The organism is Mycobacterium sp. URHD0025 (assembly GCF_000426065.1).
Lineage (GTDB): Bacteria > Actinomycetota > Actinomycetes > Mycobacteriales > Mycobacteriaceae > Mycobacterium.
Genome location: NZ_AUEQ01000007.1, coordinates 66097 through 84389, shown reverse-complemented (window position 1 = coordinate 84389; position 18293 = coordinate 66097). Strand labels below are relative to the sequence as shown.

The following is an 18293-nucleotide window of genomic DNA, read 5'->3' as shown; positions in this document are numbered from 1 at the left end:
ACAGGACCCTCCCATGTCGAGAACACACCTCCCCCGCCGCCTACTCGCCCTCTGCGGTGCCGTGACGGTGAGCGCGGTGCTCACAGCCGCTCCCGCCGCAGCCCATGTCCGGGCCGACGAGGGACATCAGCCGCCGAAGGGTGGGTACGGGATCGTCAGCCTGATCGTGCCGACCGAATCGCAACAGGCCTCCACCGTCGCTCTGACTGTCACGCTGCCCGATGACGTCGATCTGACCTCGGCTCGCACGCTGCCGATTCCGGGCTGGACCGCCTCCGTCGAGACCGAAGGCGCCGGCGACAGCGCTCGCGTAGCCCGGATCACCTGGCGAGCGGTGGACAAGGCCGGCGGCGTGAAACCGTCCGAGTTCGGGGAGTTCACCTTCTCGGCCGGGCCGTGGCCGGAGAACGTCGACTCGGTCTCGCTGCCGTCAGATCAGACGTACAGCGACGGTTCGGTGGTGTCCTGGAACGAGATCGCGATCGACAAGGACACCGAACCGGAACATCCCGCCCCGGCCGTGGCCCTGTCCGCCCCCGACCACACGCACGGTCACGACGGACACGGTGCGCAGGGCGGGCCGGCGCCGGTCGACACCACGCTGGTTGCCGCCGCGCCTGCCGTCGGAGAATCGTGGTGGTGGCGCGCCACGTCGCTGGTCAGCCTGCTGGTGGCGCTCGGCACCGCGGCCGCACTTGCGGTGGTGCTGCGGCGCAGGTCATAAGGACGTGTGGCGCTGTGTCGCGCTGTGGGCACTGGTGATGGGCGCCGTCACCGCGGGCCTGATCTCCACGGCAGCACCGGCGTTCGCGCACGCCACCGTCATCGCGAGTACGCCTCGCGACGGCGCCCGGCTGGACGCTTCACCACCGGTGCTGTCCTTCGATCTCAGCGAACCGGTCACTCTCGTCGAGGGTTCCACCCAGCTCATCGACGTCGACGGGAAGCGTCATCCCCTGGCCGCACCGCTTCTGGAAAACGGACGGCAACGCATCGTGGTCCAGTTGGCCGAAAAACTGCCTGACGGTGCTTATCTCGCCACCGCGCGGGTGGTGTCGGCCGATACCCATGTCGTGTCACTGTCCATCCGGTTCACCGTCGGAGCGGTGACCGAGCAGGGGCACTGGTCCGAGGCAGGTGGGCAGTCCGCAATCGACCGCACGGTGCTGCTGCCCATCAAGTTTCTGGTGTACCTCGGCACCGTCGGGTCGGCCGGACTGTTCCTGGCTGCTCGCTGGGCCTGGCCGGACACACCGGGCACGCGACGCTTCCGCTGCCTCTACCGGTGGGGCGCCGGGATACTGACTCTTGGCCTGCTCGGGCGCTTCATCGTGCTGGCCGCCGAACAAGCCGGCGAATTCTCCGGCATCTCACCGTCGACCATCACGACGGTGCTCGGCACCCCGTTCGGCGCGGCCCTGCTGGTCGCTGCCGCGCTCAGCCTCGTCACCCTCGCCCGGCCTCCGTGGGGCCGGACACCCGTGGGCTTTCTCCACGCGGCGGCGATGATCACCGCCGTCACCCTGGGCGGGCATGGCGGCTCAACCAACCTGTGGCCGTTGCCGTTTGCGCTGACAGCGGTCCACGTATACGCGGTGGCGGTCTGGTTGGGCGGACTGGGCATCCTCACGTTCATCCCGCCGGCCGCTGCCCAGCTGCGTCGCTGGCACCGGGTGGCGGTGGGCCATGTGGCGCTGCTGGTGATCGCCGGCATCGGTCTGGCCCTTCTCCAGGTGAGCCCGTTGGCAGCGCTGGTCACCACCACCTACGGCGTGACGCTCGTCGTGAAGGTCGGTCTGGTGCTGGCCGCACTCGTGGCCGGATACCTGTTGTACCGCACCCAGAGTCCTGGCCGGACCCGCATCCTGCTGGTCGAGACCAGCTTGGCACTGCTGATCATCGGCGCGACATCGACATTGTCGTCGCTGACCCCGGCCCGCGACAGCTACACCACCGATGTCGCCACCCGACTCGACTTCGGCCGGTCGGAGGTCCTTGAGGTCGCGATCGACACCGTCCGCCGGGGCTCGCAGGTCGTCACGGTGTCCTATCCGCGCAGTGGAAACACTGCACCCGAACTCGACATCGAATTGTCGTCGGCACAAGCCAATGTCGCTCGGCTTCCGGTGGAGGTCGCTGCCACCAGATCCGCCGACGGCACGGTGACCTGGCGCAGCGACGGCCTCATCGTCCCGTCGCCCGGGCGATGGAAGGTGACGGTCCGCTTCGACGACGGGACCGGCCCGAAGCTGGCGTCGTTCTACTACCAGGTGCTGTAGGAGATTCAATGAGGTTGTCACGCAGGCTCTTCGCCGTTGCGGTGCTGGCGGCGGCGTTGGCCGGTTGCTCGGACCACGTGCCCGTCAGCTACTCCGAGAACGCATCAGGCGATGCGCTGCGTGTCCAGGCCGGCGACGAGGGCTATCGCGACGTACTGGAATTCGTCTCGAAGTCCAAGTTGGCCGGCGAGGTCAAACTGGAACTCGTCGACGCTGCCGACAATGCCAACACTCAAGTGACAGAAGGCAAAGCCGATCTGGCGTTCTATCAGACCCAGCCGGCGTTTCTCGGCAACCAGCAGGCCAACAAGCTCGACACCCTCAGCATCGTCTCCAAGGTGGACGTCGCGCCGTACGCCCTCTACTCGTCGAAGTGGAAGGACCTGGCGCCCACTGACGACTGGGTGAATTCGAACCTGGTGGCCGACAAGGTCACCGGCACGAGCCTGCCCCACGGTGCCGAGGTTGCCGTGCCTGCGAGCAAAGCGGGATTCGCGCGCAGCCTCTATCTGCTGCAGTCCGTGGATTTGGTGAAGCTGGACCGCCCGTTCGGCGGCCTTACCATCGCCGATCTGTCGGTGTCGGAAGCCAATGTCACAGAATCACAACGCCATCTGGCCATCCGCGGCCTCGACTTCAGCGAGTACGCCGAGGATGTCTATCACAACTACGACGCCGTGGTCCTCGACCCGACCACCGCGACATCGATCGGACTGGTCCCGGCCAAGGATGCGCTGGCCATCGAGCCGGGGCCCGGCAATCCCTACGCACGCGTCCTGGTCGCCCCGTCTCGGCTGGCGGGTGATCCCCGCGTTTCAGCGCTCGCGCATGCCCTGGAAAGCAAGGAGGTGGCCCAGTACCTGCAGACCACATATCACGGCACGTTCATTTCGGCGCAACTGCCGTTCCAGCCCTGAACCCGCACGAAAGGATCAACTATGACGATCACCGAAACCGCGACAGATTCCGCCCAAACATCCATCCAGGTACCACCTTTCGATGCTCCCGTGCGTTTCGGATCACCACAGCTCGGCGAGCTGTTGACGTACATCGACGCCGGTGTCGTCGATCGTGATCAGCAAGACCGGCACCCGTTCGAGGAGTTCGAGGTGATCCGAGCCGCGCGGCTCGGGGCACTGCGACTGCCGGTCTCCGACGGAGGCGGTGGGGCCACTCTCCCCCAGCTGTTCGAAACCGTCATCGCGCTCGGCGAGGTGGATCCCAACGTCGCCCACAGCGTCCGCAATCATTTCAACTTCACCGAAAGCCTGCTTCGGCAGCCCGGGGTGGACGCCCGCTGGCTCGACGAGGTGAAGGCAGGCAAGCTGTTCGGAACCTCGACCACCGAGCTGAGCCGGAAGCAGGCGGGCCGGCGCAACCGCGACTTCGAGACCGCGATCACCGATGGGCCCGACGGCTTACGGCTCAGCGGCACCAAGTTCTACAGCACCGGAAACCTGTACGCCGACTTCCTCGTCGTCAGTGCGACAGGCCCCGACGGCGAGACGGTACGGGTGGTGGTCCCCGCCGATCGTGACGGCGTGTCCGTGGACCGCGACTGGGACGGCATCGGCCAGCGCTTCACGGGAAGCGGGACCACCAGCTATCAGAACGTGGCAGTCCAGCGCGAGGAGTTCCTGCGCCGGGGCACGCTGTACGGCGAACTGCCATACTCGGCGACCTTCCCGCAGCTGTACCTCACCGCCGTGATCGCCGGCATCCTGCGCCGCGTGACGCGTGATGCGGCCAACCTGGTGCGCACCAAGCAGCGCACCTTCTACCACGCCGCATCGGACGTTCCGGCCGAGGATCCGATTCTGCAGCAGACCGTCGGCCTGTTGTCCAGTCAGGCCTTCGCCGCCGAGGCATTGGTCCTGTCGGCCGCCGAAGCGCTGTCGGATGCCTACGCCGCACACGGCACCGCCGCCGAGCCCGACCTGTCGCTGCGCGCCGCATTGCGCGCCGCGAAGGCGAAAGTCGTCATCGACGAACTCGCCTTGCGCGCAGCCGGTGACCTGTTCGACGTGGGCGGCGGCACCGCCGCGCGGCGCAGCTCTCACCTGGACCGGCACTGGCGCAACATCCGCACCCTGGCCGCACACAACCCGAAGCACTACAAAGCCAGGGCAATCGGTGCACATGAGATCACCGGTGCGGCACTTCCGAACGGCGCCTTCTTCTGAGGCGGCGCGGCTTCGACCCAGAGAACACGAAAGAGAGATGACATGGATCTACAACTGACCGGCAAACGGGCCATCATCACCGGCGGCAGCAAGGGAATCGGTCTGGCCGTGGCGCACGCGCTGGCCGCCGAGGGCGTCGACGTGGTCCTGGCCGCGCGAACCAAGGCGACGCTGGAAAAGGCCGCCGCCGAGGTGGCCGAGCGCAGCGGACGCCGGGCCATTCCCGTCGTCACCGACACCGGCGACGACGAGTCGGTCAAGGCGCTGGTGGCGCATGCCGTCGAGGAACTCGGCGGTGTCGACATCCTCATCAACAATGCGTCCAATCAGGCTGTCGGCGCGGTCTTTCCCGATCTCGCGGGCACCAGCGACGAAGCGTTCTGGGCCGACGTCAACATCAAGGTGGTCGGTTATCTGCGGACCGCACGCGCGGTGGCCCCACATCTGGTGGCCCAGGGCTGGGGCCGGATCATCAACGTCAGCGGTCTCGGCTACCGGCAGACCCACTCGATCGTGCGCAGCATCCGCAATGTCAGCGTGGCAGCGCTGACCAAGAACCTTGCCGATGAGCTTGGGCCGCACGGGATCAACGTCACCGTGGTGCATCCGGGCCAGACCCGGACCGAGACCAAGACCCCGCAGTACGAGGCCGCCGCCAAAGCCGCCGGAATCGAGGTGGCGGCCTACGAGAAGCAGATCGCCAACAACGCGATCGGACGTGTGGTCGACGCGACCGAGGTGGCCGACGTCATCGCCTTCCTGGCCTCGCCGCGCAGCGTGAGCATCACCGGTGATGCCGTCGCTGCCGGCGGTGGGCTGCTCGGCACCGTGAATTACTGAGCATTCCCGCGATGAGGGCCAAGCTGTGCTCACGCTGAATTAATCCGTAGCTGGTAATTGCCGGGAAGCTTAGCGTCGCAATTGAATTGGCTGGGCTCCCACTCAGACCACCGCGAAATGAGGGTGACGTGAGCGCACAAACACACCGAAAGGCGCAAAAGAATATGACTTTTACCCGTATGCGCCTATTCAGGAAATCGTCCATCGCGCTGGGGGTGGCAGCCCTGGTCACCCCGGCGCTCCTGGCCGGGTGCGCCGGCACCGATGACAACGGGGCGGTCCGATTCCGCTTCGCAAAATCGACCACCGAGCTGTCGCTTGTCCGTATCGCCGACGAATTGGGCTATTTCGAGAACGCCGGCGTCCGCCCGGAGTACGTCGGCCCTGCCACGGCTGTGCCGGCCGTGCAATTACTCGATCAGAACGCCATCGATGTCGCGACCGGCATGTTCAACAGCGATATCGACGGGAAAGTAAAGGGTTTCAAATTCACGGCGATTGCTTCCAGCATGCTCGACCTGCCGAACGAGCCACACATGGCGTATTTCACCAAGGCCGGGTCGGCAATCACCAAGTACAATCTCAAAGCCCTGGAGGGCAAGACGATCGGCATTTCCAACCACAACAGCTGCACCGATCTGGTGATCAAACGCTATCTGCTCAAGAACGGTGTGGACCTCGACAATGTGACGTTTCTTGAGCTCAAACCGGAACTGATCGCTCCGGCGATCGAACGGGGCGAGGTCGATCTCGGCGTCTTCCATCCGCCACTGGTCGGGGTGCTTCTCAGCCAGAAGGACAAGTTCACCCAGGCGTTCACCTCTTATGACGACTGGGGTCCGCTGGGAGGCCAGGCGCCGTATATCGCGAGCAACGCCTGGCTGCAGAAACACCCGGACGCCGCGCGTGAACTCGTCGGCATCATCGCGAAGACGGCCAACTGGGCCAACGCCCATCCGAAGGAGTCGGCCGAAATCGCAGGCAAGACAACCGGTTACCCGGTGGAGCAGACCACCAACTGGCACTACGCCCCCAACGCGCTGCTCGACAAGGCCAGTCTGCAGCTGTGGTGGGATCTGGTGAACGAAGTGGGCGAACCACTGCCCGGCTCGGAAAAGCTGAAGCCAGAAGACATCGCCACCAACGCCTTCAACCCGTATGCCAAGTCCGCCGAGCTGCTGAACTCCCAGGATCAGAACACCACCATCCTCGAACAGGAACAGAACGCCGGCATCTTCAAGACGCATCTTGTCGACATCTCCGGCCTCGAAGACCAGAAGTGATCGGCCCGAGGAGGGTTCTGACATGACCCAGCACGTTCTCACCAAAGCCCATCCTGGGCCCAGCGCTGCCGAGGCAGGCGGCACTGTTTGGAAGATCGACGCCAAACGAATCACCAAGCGCTATCCCAGAGCGCGGTCGGCATCGGCCGCGGAAGTCGCCACCGTCCTCGACGGGTTCGACCTCCAGATCAAGGCCGGCGAGTTCGTCTCGCTACTGGGGCCCAGCGGTTGCGGCAAATCCACCTTCCTCAACATCCTGGCGGGACTGGACACGTACAACAAGGGTTCGGTCCTGATCGACGGCAAGCGCGTCGACGGTGTGAACAAGACCGTCGGCGTCGTCTTTCAGGCGTATGCGTTGTTCCCGTGGTTGACGGCGCAGAAGAACGTGGAAGCCGGGCTCAAGATCCGCGGGGTGCCCAAGGCCGAGCGCCGTGAGCGCGCCGCCACGGTGCTGCGCACCGTGGGGCTGGAGGCGGCCGCACATCGGCTCCCCCATCAGTTGTCCGGCGGCATGCGTCAACGCGTCGCGATCGCACGTGTCCTGGCCTACGAGCCCGAGATCCTGGTGTTCGACGAACCTTTCGCCGCTCTGGACGCCCAGACCCGTGAGTTTCTGCAGGGCGAGTTGCTGCGGATCTGGGAGGTGGGCGAGACGAAGAAGACGATCCTGTTCGTCACCCACTCGATCGACGAGGCCATCTTCCTGTCCGACCGCATCGCGGTCATGACCCAGGCCCCCGGCAAGGTCAAAACGCTGTTCGATGTCGACCTCCCGCGCCCACGGGACAGCGCCGCGAGGAATTCCGAAGACTTCGCCCACATCCGGGCGCGGGTGGCACGAATCCTCGAAGAGGAGGTGCGAATTGGCAACCACGTTTGACGAACCCGCGAAAGCGGGCAACGACTTCGACGAGGACATCGCGACGCCCAATCCCTGGCTCGCCAAGTACGGCAGGTTCATCGGCGGTGCGATCGGACTGGCGGGATTCCTGTTCGTCTGGTGGCTGGTCGTCGCGTCGGGCTATGTCAGCGACATGTACCTCGCGACACCTCAGGACACGGCCGAGGCGTTCGTCGACGGGCTCGTCGACGGGACTCTGCGCTCGGAGATCTGGCCCAGCGTGCAGCGGGCGCTGATCGGATTCGTCATCGCGCTCACGGTGGGTGTCACCCTCGGCATCGTGGTCGGATCCGTTCGGATACTTCAGACGCTCGCCGAGCCGGTCCTGCTGTTCTTCAGAAACCTCTCGCTGCTGGCGCTATTGCCGGTGTTCGTGGTCTTCCTGGGGATCGGCGAGGCGTCCAAGATCGCGATCGTCGTCTGGGCCTGCTTCTGGCCCATATTCGTCAACTCTGTCGGAGCGGTCGGTGGGGTGGAGCGGCAGCTGTTGAACTCGGCGCGCGCGCTCGGAGCTGGGCGCTGGTACACGTTCGTCCACGTGGTCCTGCCTGCGGCGATCCCGGCGGTCTTCCCCGGAATCCGGCTGGCCTCGGCCAACGCGTTCACCGCGCTGGTGGCCGCCGAACTCGTCGGCGGCGCGCAGGGCATCGGCATCTACATCAACAATGCTGCGTTGCGGTACCAGACGCCGCAGATGTATGCCGGCATCCTCGCTCTCGGCTTGATCGGTGTGCTGGTCAACGCGGTGATGACCGGCATCGAGTGGCGGCTCACCGGCTGGCAGCGTGGCCTGACCAACAAGTGATGAGGACTAAGACGCGGACGACACGCGTTGAACCGCACATGCTGGTCCGATTCGCCGGGGCGGAGTGCCGTCGACCATGAAGTTCCTGCTGCTCACGCTGATCGCGCACCATCCCGACCCCGTCACGGGTGAGAAGAAGAGTCCCGCGGAGAGGCTGCGCGACGTCGTGGACGCCGCGGTGCTCGCCGAGGAGCTGGGTTTCGACGGCTTCGCCGTCGGTGAGCGTCACGAGGACCCGTTCATCTCGTCCTCGCCGCCGGTGGTGCTGAGCAACATCGCGGCCCGCACTTCGCAGATCGGGTTGTTCACCGCGGTGACGACGTTGAGCCTGCTCGACCCGGTACGGGCATTCGAGGACTATTCGACGCTGGACAATCTGTCGGGCGGACGCCTGGAACTGATCATCGGAAAGGGGAACGGTGCTGCCCAAGCCGAGTTGTTCCACGTGACCACCGCCGATCAGTGGGACCGCAACCGCGAAGGCTACGAATTGTTCCGCGCGCTGTGGGACAACGAGCACGTGACGTGGTCCGGCCGGTTCCGCCCGTCCCTCGTCGACGCCAAGGCGCTCCCCCGGCCGCTGCAGCAGAAGATCCGCATCTGGCACGGCAGCGCGACGAGCACAGATTCCGTGGATCTTGCCGCACGGCACGGTGATCCGATCTTTTCCGCCAATGTGACGTATCCGGTGGAGCCCTATGCGGAACTCGTGCGGTACTACCGCCGGCAGTGGGAGTTCTACGGACGCCGCCCCGAAGACGCCTTGGTGGGCGCCGGGACCGCTGGCTTCCACATTGCCCCGACGTCGCAGCAGGCCATCGAGGAATACCGACCGACGTTCGAATCCCGGCTCGCCTTCGCGCGGCGGGTCGGGCTTCCGGTGGTGTTCGAGTCGATCGAGGATTTCGTCGCCCGCAGCTCGGCACTGGTCGGCAGCCCCCAGCAGGTGATCGACAAGGTGGGGCGCTACCACCAGCAGCTCGGTCACGAAGTGATCCACCTGAGTGCCGACACCGACGGTGTGACGCCGGCGCAGAAGCGTCGCAGCCTGGAGCTGTTCCAGTCCGACGTCGCCCCGGTCTTGCGCGAGGCGTTTCCGAGCCGCCCACTGGCCGCACAACGTCTGATGGAAGGAGTAGCTGGATCATGACCACAGCAACGACATTCGAGACTTCCTGGAAGGAATGGCACCAGGAGCGTGAACGCTACTACGGAGACCCGTTGGGCTGGGTGAGCCTGACCGGGTTGTACTGGCTGTCAGACGAATTCGAGACCGTCGCCGACCTGCCCGGGCGCTGGCGCGCGGACGCCGATGCGGTATACGTCGAGGGCATCGACGGGACCGAACGGCTGGAACCCGTCGAGGGTGCACCGGGACTTCTCGTCGAGGACGGTGATCGCCGTATCGAAGTGATCCGCCGTACCGGGTCCGTCGCCCTGCGGGTGCATGACCCCAAGTCGCCGCATCTGGGGGCGTACAAGGGAATTCCCACCTATCCGGCCGATGAGCGCTGGCGGGTCACGGGCACGTTCACGCCGTACGGGCAACCGCAGAAGGTCACGACGGGTGCCGTGGTGGAGGGACTCGAGCACCATCACGACGCCGTCGGCACCATCGACTTCGAACTCGGCGGCGCCGCCCGGCAGCTGGTTGCGTTCGGTCGCCCCACCGGTGAGTTGCAGGTGCTGTTCACCGATGCCACCAGCGGGGTCACCACCTACCCCGCCGCCAGATCCCTGTCGCTCGCCGCACCCGACGCCGACGGGACTGTGACCCTCGACTTCAACCGCGCCTCGAATCTGCCGTGCTCGTTCACCGACTACGCCACCTGCCCGGTGGCTCCCGCTGAGAACAGGCTCGCTGTCGCCATCGAGGCCGGCGAGAAGAATCCGCGATAATCGCACTACGGAGGACGCAATGGAAACGTGGGATGCGATACGCGCCCGCCGAAATGTACGGAACTACCTCCCAGACCCGATCGCCGATCATGATCTGAACCGGATCGTCGAGGCGGGCTGGCGGGCACCGTCGGCATCAAATCGCCAGCATTGGGACTTCGTCATCGTCACCGATCGCGGCCGACTCCAGGAACTCTCGACGGTGTGGCGCGGCGCCGGCCACATCGCGTCGGCGCCCGCGGCGATCGCGTTGGTCGTTCCCCAGCCTCCTGACGAACGCACCAAACTCATCGACCAATACGACCTCGGGCAGGCGACGCTGGCAATGACCATCGCCGCAACCGACCTCGGCATCGGCACCGGGCACTCGTCGGTGGGTGATCAGGACAAGGCACGCGAAATCCTCGGAGTTCCCGACGATCACCTGGTCTCTTACCTGCTCGGGGTCGGATACCCCGCGGACCGCCCGTTCAAGCCGATCGACAGGCCCGATCGTCGTCCTTTCGAAGAGGTCGTGCATCGAGGTCGCTGGTGACCGGCCCGTCAGACACCGTGGTGAAAGTCCTTGTCCCCGATGATCTCGGCGTCAAGGCGTTGGAAACCTCGACCAACCTCGAGGCAATCCGATACGTGCCCGGCCAGCCGTGGCCGGCCGGGCACGCGGACGTTCCCGTGGTCGTCGTCGGCTACGAATCAGCCGCCGCGGTCGGCGCCCGGTTCGTCGAGTTGCCCGACCTGCGTCTGGTCCAGACCCTCAATGCGGGATACGAACAATGGTTGCCGTACCTGCCCGGAGGCGTCATGTTGTCCAACGCGCGTGGGGCGCACGGCGGCTCGTCCGCCGAATGGGTGGTGGCTGCGCTCCTGGCCATCTACCGCGATCTGCCGTTCTTCAAAGAAGCACAATCCCAGGGGATCTGGCGGGCCAAGACGACTGAGACCTTGATCGGCAAGCGGGTGGTCGTGCTCGGTGCCGGCGACCTGGCGGTCAACCTTGCATCGCGCCTGACACCGTTCGAGACCGAGGTGACACTCGTGGGCCGGCGGGCCAGGCCGGGCGTCCACACGCTGGCGGACATCGACCCGCTACTCAGCGCTGCGGACGTGGTCGTCGCGATGTTGCCGGCAGACGAATCCACCTACCACATCATCGATGCAGTGTTTCTGGCCAAGCTGCGCGATGGCGCGGTGGTGGTCAATGCGGGCCGGGGCGGTGCCGTAGACACCGACGCGTTGCTTGCGGAGTTGACGGCCGGACGCCTGCGTGCGGCTCTCGACGTCACCGAACCCGAGCCGTTACCACGGGAGCATCCCCTGTGGTCGGCACCGGGCCTACTGCTGACCCCGCATGTTGCCGGGAGCACCAGCGGGGCTTGGGAACGGGCGTGGGCGATCGCGCTCCAGCAGATCAGCGTCTACGCCGACGGTGGCGTCCCCCCGAATCTGGTGGCCGGGTGGCTCAGCCGTTCGTGATCCCGTCCTGCCAGCCGGTGAGACGTCGTTCCACCAGCACCAGCAGATAGTTCACGGCGAGGCCCAAGATGCCGAGTAGAAGAATGCCCGCGTACATCTGCGGAATTCGGAAGGTCTGTTGCATTGTGAGGGTGAAGATGCCCAGGCCGGCCGGTGCTCCCACCATCTCCGCGGCAACCAGGACGGTGATCGCGTAGGCTCCGCCGATTCGGATTCCTGGCAGGATGCGCGGGATCGACGCAGGCAGAACCACTTTCGTGAAGATGAACCAGCTGCTGGCCCCCATGCTCTTGGCCGCGTCGATCTGCAGCTTCTCCACGCTTTTCACTGCAGAGATCGTGGTCAACAGGATCGGCCAGAGCGCCGCCCAGGTCACGATCGCGTACTTCGACGGTTCGCCGAGGCCGAAGAACAGCAGGAAGACCGGGAACAGTGCGAGCGCTGAGAGCTGCCGGAAGAACTGTAGTACCGAGTCGATGATTTTCTCGAACGGTTTGAACCAGCCGATGGCAATCCCGAGCGTCACGCCGATGACGATGCCGAGACCGAAACCCACTAGTGAACGACGCAGACTGGGCAGGACATGCCGCCGGATGTCACCGCCGGGAAGGAGTCCTTCGACCAAGGCCTGCACCACCTCATGGGGAGGGGGTAGATAGTGCTCCTTGGCGACACCGGCCCAGATCAGGATGTACCACAGCAGGATGAACCCGGCCCATCCCACGGCAGGGCCCACTAAAAGACCAGAGCCCCAACGAAACCGGGACCGTGGTGACGTGGCGTGTGAGACGTCGTCCTGCCGTTGTGCGACGTGCGGCGGGGCGTCCCGCACCGGGGAGGAGGCTGCATCAAGCGACACCACGCACCTCCTCGCGCAAGATCTCTGACACAGTGCGCCGGATCTCGACGAATTCCGCGGAGTTGCGGATCTCCTCGGTGCGCGGTCGGGGCAGATCGATGTCGACGGTCGCCTTGACGCGGCCGGGCCGCGCGGTCATGATCGCGACCCGGTCGGCCAGGAATACCGCCTCGTCGACCGAATGCGTGACGAACAGAACCGTTTTGCGTTTGGCGCCGTCCTCCTGGCTCAGTCCCCAAATCCGCAGCAGCTCGAGCTGAAGCAGCTCACGCGTGTTGGCGTCGAGCGCGGCGAACGGCTCGTCCATCACCAGAACGCTGGGGTCGTAGGCCAGTGCGCGGACGATCGCCACCCGCTGCCGCATGCCGCCAGAGAGCTGGTGAGGATAGCTCTGCAGGAACCCGCCCAGGCCGACCTTCTCCAATAGCTCCGTGGCGATCTGTCGTCGTTCGGCCCTCGATACCCCCCGAATTTCCAGGCCGGTCTCGACATTGGCCAGGACCGTACGCCAGGGATAGAGCGCATACCCCTGGAACACCACACCGATGTCTCGGTTCACTCCCCTCAGAGGCTCACCGCCCACGAGCACCTCGCCGTCGGAGACGGTCTCCAGCCCGGCGAGGATGTTGAGGAACGTTGACTTCCCACAACCACTCGGACCGAGCAGCGCGAGGAACTCGCCATCCGGGATGGCCAGTTCGAACTCTGTCAACACGGTGAGTTCGCCGGTCCTCGCCCGGCCGGTTTTGCGTGGCGGGAAGGTCTTTGCCACCCGGTGTGCCACGATCGTGTCTGTTGACCCGCGGGCGGGCAGGGTCATTTCTCGCCCTTGGCCAGATCGGTCAGGTCGACCTGGTTCTCCGCCTGGGTGTCGATCAGCTCGTCACTCTTGGCGTAAGGGTTGTATTTGTTGGTGGCGACATCGTCAGCGGTCAGCGCACCGTCGGGGATCTGACCGAACTTTTCGAGGGTATCGATCCAGTACTGGATTTGCTTGCGGTCAATGATGGCGTTGTTGACGTAGGAGTACCGGGTGATGTCCTTGACGTCCTGTCCGACGCGCTCAGCGATGAACTGGCGAGCTTGGTCGGGATTGCGGTTGACCCAACTCTGGGTCTTGCCGAGGATTTTGACAAACTCCTCCGTCTGCGCCGGGTACCGCGCGATGAACTTGCCGTTGCCCGTGTACGGCTGGCTGCCGCTCGCCCCGCCGTCGAGATCGAAATCGCTGAACAGGCTTGTCAGGTCGGGATTGTTGAGTGCGTGACCGGAGAACGGGGCGTGGATGATGGCAAGATCAGCGCCGCCGGTCTCGACCGCCTGCTCTGACTGAGCATCCGGTGTCGGCACCCAATTGATCGCATTGACGTCCACACCCTTGGAAGTCAGATACTGCTTGGTGACGTACTCCGCGCAGGCACCGAACCCGTTCATCGCGATCGTCTTGCCCTCGAGCTTGTTCAGGGTGCTGGGGTTGATCCCGGAATCCTTGCGCACGAAGTAGTTCATGTGCGGCGCGTCCGGCAGAGTCCGGTTCGAGGCCGCAATGATCTTCAGGTCGGCACCACCGTTGATCGCCGAGATCGTGAGCGAGGCCATCCGCGTGGAGAAGTCCAAATCGCCGGTATCGGTCAGCGGGATCAACTGATTACCGTCCACCGCGCCCACGTACTTCGGCTTGATACCGGCGTGCTCGAAGTAACCCAACCTGTCCGCGAGGTAAACGAGATCGAAGCTCGGATTGTCGGCGTACTTGAAGTAGACGGGGTTATTCGGGTCGGAGATGTCACCGGGAGGGCCGGCGGTGTCTTCGGAACCGCCACAGGCAGCGGTCCCCAGCAGCAGAAGGGTGGCGGCCAGCGTCGTCAACGACTGTCTCACTGTCTTTTTCACAATCTTCCTCAGTAGGTTCGCAGCGCACGCACAGCGGTGGACCACACCGCTTCAATCCAAACCAGCCGAACGCGCACCGTCACGGCTTCTGTTCACCGTGATCAAATACGACGCCCCACTCTGCGCACGGAGGACGCCGTAGGCGCGACCCGCAGTTGTCAGAGGTTCAACCCGGTTCCATGCACGCCGTATTCGTCGATCAGCGATAGCTCCTCGTCGGTGAAAGGCGGGAAATCGAGCGCCTTCACATTGTGATCCAGTTGCCACGTCGAACTCGCGCCCACCAGCGCCGAGGTCACAGTCGGGTTCCGCAACACCCACTGCAGTGCGAGCTGCGCCAGCGATTGCCCGCGCGATTCAGCGATCTTGTTCAGTTCGGACGTGCGCTGCCGGTAGGTGTCGGTGATGACATCGGGTTTGAGGAAGGTGCTATTGGCTGCACGTGCACCGTCGGGAATGGACTCCAGGTACTTGTTCGTCAACAAACCCTGTGCCAGCGGCGAATACACGACCAACCCGAAACCATCGTCAGCTGCCAACTGCAGCAGGCCGTTCTGTTCGATACGCCGATCGAAGATCGAATACCGCGGCTGGTGGATCAACAGCGGTACACCGGCGTCGGCCAGTAGCACGGCAACCTCGTGTGCCCGGTCCGGCAGGTAATTCGAGAGGCCAACGTACAGAGCCTTGCCCTGACCGACGGCCGAAATCAGCGCGCCGACGGTTTCCTCGATCGGTGTCGCGAGGTCAGGGCTGTGACTGTAAAAAATGTCGACGTAATCGGTCCCGAGGTCACGCAGACTGTGGTCGAGCGAGTTCAACAAGGACTTGCGGGACCCACCTTTGAGGTACGGGCTCGGCCCGATGGCGTTTCCGGCCTTCGTGGAAAGTATGAGCTCGTCGCGATATCGCGCCAGATCCTTGGCGAGCACCCTGCCGAAATTCTGCTGTGCGGCGCGGTGCGGCGGACCGTAGCGGTCGGCATTGTCGAAGTGGGTGATGCCGAGATCAAAAGCGTGCAAGATGATTTCACGTTGAGTCTCAAACGGATAGTCGGTTCCGAATTTCTGCCACAACCCGAAGGAGAAGGCCGGCAGGTCGAGACCCGACCTGCCTGGCCGCCGATATGCAATGTTGTCGTACCGCGCTTCGGCCGCGGCGTATGTGGTTTCGAAAGTTCCGTAGGACATGTGCGTCCAGGCAACCAGCCCGGGGCCGGCGCGTCACCGTTTCGGTTCACGCTGATCACAAGCACATCAACAGGATTCGGTTGCGGAACCTTCCTTGTCAGCCGTAAGGCTCGAGTCCGAGGTTTCCCCGCAGCGTCTCGGCCTCGTACTCCTGACGGACCAAGCCTTTGTCCCGGAGCAGCGGGATCACCTGATCGGTGAGGCGGTCGAAGGAGTTGCCTCCGTGCAGGGTAAACCCGTCACTGGCCCGCACCGTGAACCATTCGGCGAACACGTCAGCGACCTGTTCGGGAGTGCCGATCACATCCAAATGTCCACTACCACGGATACGTTGGAGAAACTGCCGGAGCGTGACGTTGTCCACCTCGGTGAGCAGGTCACGCAACAGCAGCCCGCGGCTGACCCGGCGTTGACTGGCCGCGAGTGTCTCTTGCGACGGAATCCGTTCAGCTGGGATGACTTCGTCGAGATCCAGACCGTCGAAATCGAAAAACGGGGCCTCGCGCTTGAGGAACTTCAGCCGGTCGGTGTAGAAGTTCGGCTCGGCGAACACCTGCCGGTACTCGTCGAGCGCCGCCTCCTCGGTGTCGGCGATGTAGGTCCGGATCCCGGGCAGCACCCGCAACGAATCAGGGTGGCGGCCGGCGGAGGCCACCAACCCTTTGATGGTGTCGTAGTAGGACCGTGCGTGCGCGAGGTCCGGCGTGGCCACGAAAACCGCCTCACCGAACCGGGCCGCGAACCGGATCCCGTCCTCCGAGGCACCAGCCTGAAACACCACCGGCAGGTCCTCGACCAGACGGGATACGTCGAGTGCCTGTTCCACCGAGTAGTACGTCCCGGCATGGCCGATGTTGCGAATTAGCGCGGAATCCACGGCGGGCGCTTGACCGTCGTTGAACGACAAGGCATCCGGAGCCCAACTGTTCCAGAGCTTGATCACCACCTCGATGAACTCGGCGGCCCGCGCGTAGCGTTCCGCCGGAGGAAGCAGCGTCCTCGGCCCGAAGTTCACCTCGCCGTTGAACGAGGTGACGGCGTTCCAGCCGGCCCGTCCCCCGCTGACATTGTGCAGCGTAGCGATCTGTCTGGCGACGTTGTACGGCTCGAAGAACGACGTGGAGGCCGTGACCACCAACCCGATCCGCTCGGTGACCGACGCCAGGGCCGCTGACACCGCCATAGGTTCACCGAGCAGGCTCGGGTCGTTGATGATGTTGTCCTTGTCGAACCCCAGGAAGTCCGCCTTGAAGAACGCGTCGATTTTCGCGCGTTCGGCCTGCTGCGCGAACTCGACGATGCGCGAGAACGCCGAAGCCGGGGTCGAACCATGAGCCTGCTGTTTGTCCGTCCAGCCACTCGGCCGGTCGAACAGGACCAGGTTCAGATACTCTCGTCGGGGCGCCATCAGAAGAAGCCGCCACGCGGTAGAGGTTCACCGGTGATCTCGTGAGCGCCAATGGCTTTCGCCTTGTAGGTCTTGGGGTTGTGTGCCGCCAGCGTCCGGATGTTGCGCCAGTGACGGTCGAGGTGCGCGCTGCGGCGTACCGTCGATCCGCCGCCGACGTCGAACAGCTCCGACGCGGCGCGGTTCGCGAGTTCGTCGACCACCACCTTCGCCTTGGCCGCGCGCAGGGTCGCCTCCAGCGACAGTGCCTCTTCCTCATCGGGGCGGCCGTGGGCATCGGTGGCCGCGCCGAGCGCCTCCGCTGCCGACAGCACGAGCGCTTCGGCGGCGAATGCCTGACTGGAGAGCAGGCCGACACTCTGCTGCAGGATCGGATCGTCGACCGGACTGTCGGAAGCCGCGTGATAGAACGTCCGCTGCTTGGAACGGACGATCTCGGCCGCGTCCCGCACGATGCGGCGCAGAATCCCGGCGATGACGGCCGTGAGGTGCAGTTGTGGGAACGTGCCCTTGTAGGGCAGGTCGCCCCCGAACCCGCCGGGGGCGAAGAAGTCGTCGCCGGTCACCTCGACGTCGACGAAACGGGTTGTCCCGCTGCCGGTGAACCGCTGACCGATGCCGTCCCAATCATCCTCGATGACGACGCCGGGCCGGTCGGTGGGAATGATGAGCCGGACGGTGTCGCCGTGCTGGTCGGCGGTGGCGACCACCAGCCAGTCGACGTACTGGTTGCCGGTGCTGTAGAACTTCGTGCCCGAAAGTCGCAGTCCGTCGGGTGTCTCGGTGATGGTGGTGGCGTACCGGTAGTCGGGGCTGCCGGCCTGGGCGGTACCCAATTCGGTTGCCGAAACCCCGAACAGGTCGCCGTGGCGGATCCGCTCGAGCCAGCGCTCATCCTCCGGACGGGGGCGGCGGATGAGGTTCTCGACCGTACCCAGATGATTGCGAACGCTGTGCGCGACATTGGGATCGGCCGCACCGAGAGCGATGATCACCTCGAACAGTTCGCGCAGGGTGGCGCCGCCGCCACCGGCGTCCAGCGGCAGGCGCAGTGCCCCGAGCCGTGCCTCACGGATCAGGTCGAACTTGGCGTACGGCGGCTCACCCCGCTCGTCGCGGTCGACGACGCCGTCACCGATCTGCTCGATGAGTTGGCGCAACTCTGGTGAGCCGAAGGTGACCGGCGCAGAATCGACCCGGGCTGGAGTATCGATGGTCATGCGCTGAGCCTGCGGGCAATGCCGTGCGTGAACAACACTGCCGATCTACGTGATTCG

Annotated in this window: 18 protein-coding genes; 12 read left to right on the top strand and 6 right to left on the bottom strand. The window is 64.9% G+C overall.

What is annotated here, in order from left to right; translation table 11 throughout:
* The first annotated feature begins 13 nt into the window (after positions 1-13).
* From H977_RS0108040 to H977_RS0107985, 12 genes are all read left to right on the top strand, one after another.
* On the top strand, positions 14-724 hold the full coding sequence (locus tag H977_RS0108040) for a YcnI family copper-binding membrane protein (protein ID WP_029107369.1): 711 nt from the start codon (positions 14-16) through the stop codon (positions 722-724).
* 4 nt (positions 725-728) lie between these two features.
* Positions 729-2279, top strand: a complete 1551-nt coding sequence (locus H977_RS0108035) for a copper resistance CopC/CopD family protein (protein ID WP_029107368.1) — start codon at positions 729-731, stop codon at positions 2277-2279.
* A gap of 8 nt (positions 2280-2287) precedes the next feature.
* Positions 2288-3196: a MetQ/NlpA family ABC transporter substrate-binding protein gene (locus H977_RS32750; RefSeq protein ID WP_051288744.1), complete on the top strand. Its 909-nt coding sequence runs from the start codon at positions 2288-2290 to the stop codon at positions 3194-3196.
* A gap of 21 nt (positions 3197-3217) precedes the next feature.
* The gene (locus tag H977_RS0108025; RefSeq protein ID WP_051288743.1) at positions 3218-4462 is read left to right on the top strand and encodes an acyl-CoA dehydrogenase family protein; all 1245 of its coding nucleotides are present in this window, start codon (positions 3218-3220) and stop codon (positions 4460-4462) included.
* A gap of 42 nt (positions 4463-4504) precedes the next feature.
* Positions 4505-5302, top strand: a complete 798-nt coding sequence (locus H977_RS0108020; protein ID WP_029107366.1) for an SDR family NAD(P)-dependent oxidoreductase — start codon at positions 4505-4507, stop codon at positions 5300-5302.
* Positions 5303-5430: 128 nt separating this feature from the next.
* The gene (locus tag H977_RS0108015; RefSeq protein ID WP_231395907.1) at positions 5431-6585 is read left to right on the top strand and encodes an ABC transporter substrate-binding protein; all 1155 of its coding nucleotides are present in this window, start codon (positions 5431-5433) and stop codon (positions 6583-6585) included.
* A gap of 22 nt (positions 6586-6607) precedes the next feature.
* Complete coding sequence (locus H977_RS0108010; RefSeq protein ID WP_029107364.1) at positions 6608-7468, top strand: ABC transporter ATP-binding protein; 861 nt, start codon at positions 6608-6610, stop codon at positions 7466-7468.
* On the top strand, positions 7452-8294 hold the full coding sequence (locus tag H977_RS0108005; protein WP_051288742.1) for an ABC transporter permease: 843 nt from the start codon (positions 7452-7454) through the stop codon (positions 8292-8294). Before H977_RS0108010 ends, H977_RS0108005 begins: the two co-directional genes overlap by 17 nt.
* Positions 8295-8370: 76 nt before the next feature.
* Positions 8371-9444 carry an LLM class flavin-dependent oxidoreductase gene (locus tag H977_RS0108000; RefSeq protein WP_029107362.1) on the top strand — a complete coding sequence of 358 codons (1074 nt, stop codon included), beginning with the start codon at positions 8371-8373 and terminating at the stop codon, positions 9442-9444.
* Positions 9441-10193 carry a DUF1684 domain-containing protein gene (locus H977_RS0107995; protein ID WP_029107361.1) on the top strand — a complete coding sequence of 251 codons (753 nt, stop codon included), beginning with the start codon at positions 9441-9443 and terminating at the stop codon, positions 10191-10193. Before H977_RS0108000 ends, H977_RS0107995 begins: the two co-directional genes overlap by 4 nt.
* 19 nt (positions 10194-10212) lie before the next feature.
* Positions 10213-10728 carry a nitroreductase family protein gene (locus tag H977_RS0107990; RefSeq protein WP_029107360.1) on the top strand — a complete coding sequence of 172 codons (516 nt, stop codon included), beginning with the start codon at positions 10213-10215 and terminating at the stop codon, positions 10726-10728.
* Positions 10725-11666 carry a 2-hydroxyacid dehydrogenase gene (locus tag H977_RS0107985; RefSeq protein ID WP_036475453.1) on the top strand — a complete coding sequence of 314 codons (942 nt, stop codon included), beginning with the start codon at positions 10725-10727 and terminating at the stop codon, positions 11664-11666. Before H977_RS0107990 ends, H977_RS0107985 begins: the two co-directional genes overlap by 4 nt.
* On the opposite strand, the gene H977_RS0107980 is transcribed toward H977_RS0107985, so the two are convergent.
* The 6 genes from H977_RS0107980 to H977_RS0107955 all read right to left on the bottom strand — a co-directional run bounded on the left by H977_RS0107980 (position 11653) and on the right by H977_RS0107955 (position 18236).
* Positions 11653-12402: an ABC transporter permease gene (locus tag H977_RS0107980; RefSeq protein ID WP_029107358.1), complete on the bottom strand. Its 750-nt coding sequence runs from the start codon at positions 12400-12402 to the stop codon at positions 11653-11655. The genes H977_RS0107985 and H977_RS0107980 overlap by 14 nt on opposite strands.
* Before the next feature lie 112 nt (positions 12403-12514).
* Entirely contained in the window at positions 12515-13345 is an 831-nt protein-coding gene (locus H977_RS0107975; RefSeq protein WP_029107357.1) for an ABC transporter ATP-binding protein, read from the bottom strand.
* Complete coding sequence (locus tag H977_RS32745) at positions 13342-14418, bottom strand: ABC transporter substrate-binding protein (protein WP_196808191.1); 1077 nt, start codon at positions 14416-14418, stop codon at positions 13342-13344. The genes H977_RS0107975 and H977_RS32745 overlap by 4 nt, the downstream gene beginning before the upstream one ends.
* Before the next feature lie 158 nt (positions 14419-14576).
* Complete coding sequence (locus H977_RS0107965) at positions 14577-15608, bottom strand: aldo/keto reductase (protein ID WP_029107356.1); 1032 nt, start codon at positions 15606-15608, stop codon at positions 14577-14579.
* A 97-nt stretch (positions 15609-15705) separates the two neighbouring features.
* Positions 15706-17016, bottom strand: a complete 1311-nt coding sequence (locus tag H977_RS32740) for an NtaA/DmoA family FMN-dependent monooxygenase (RefSeq protein ID WP_051288741.1) — start codon at positions 17014-17016, stop codon at positions 15706-15708.
* Entirely contained in the window at positions 17016-18236 is a 1221-nt protein-coding gene (locus H977_RS0107955) for an acyl-CoA dehydrogenase family protein (RefSeq protein ID WP_036475451.1), read from the bottom strand. Before H977_RS0107955 ends, H977_RS32740 begins: the two co-directional genes overlap by 1 nt.
* Positions 18237-18293: the final 57 nt, after the last annotated feature.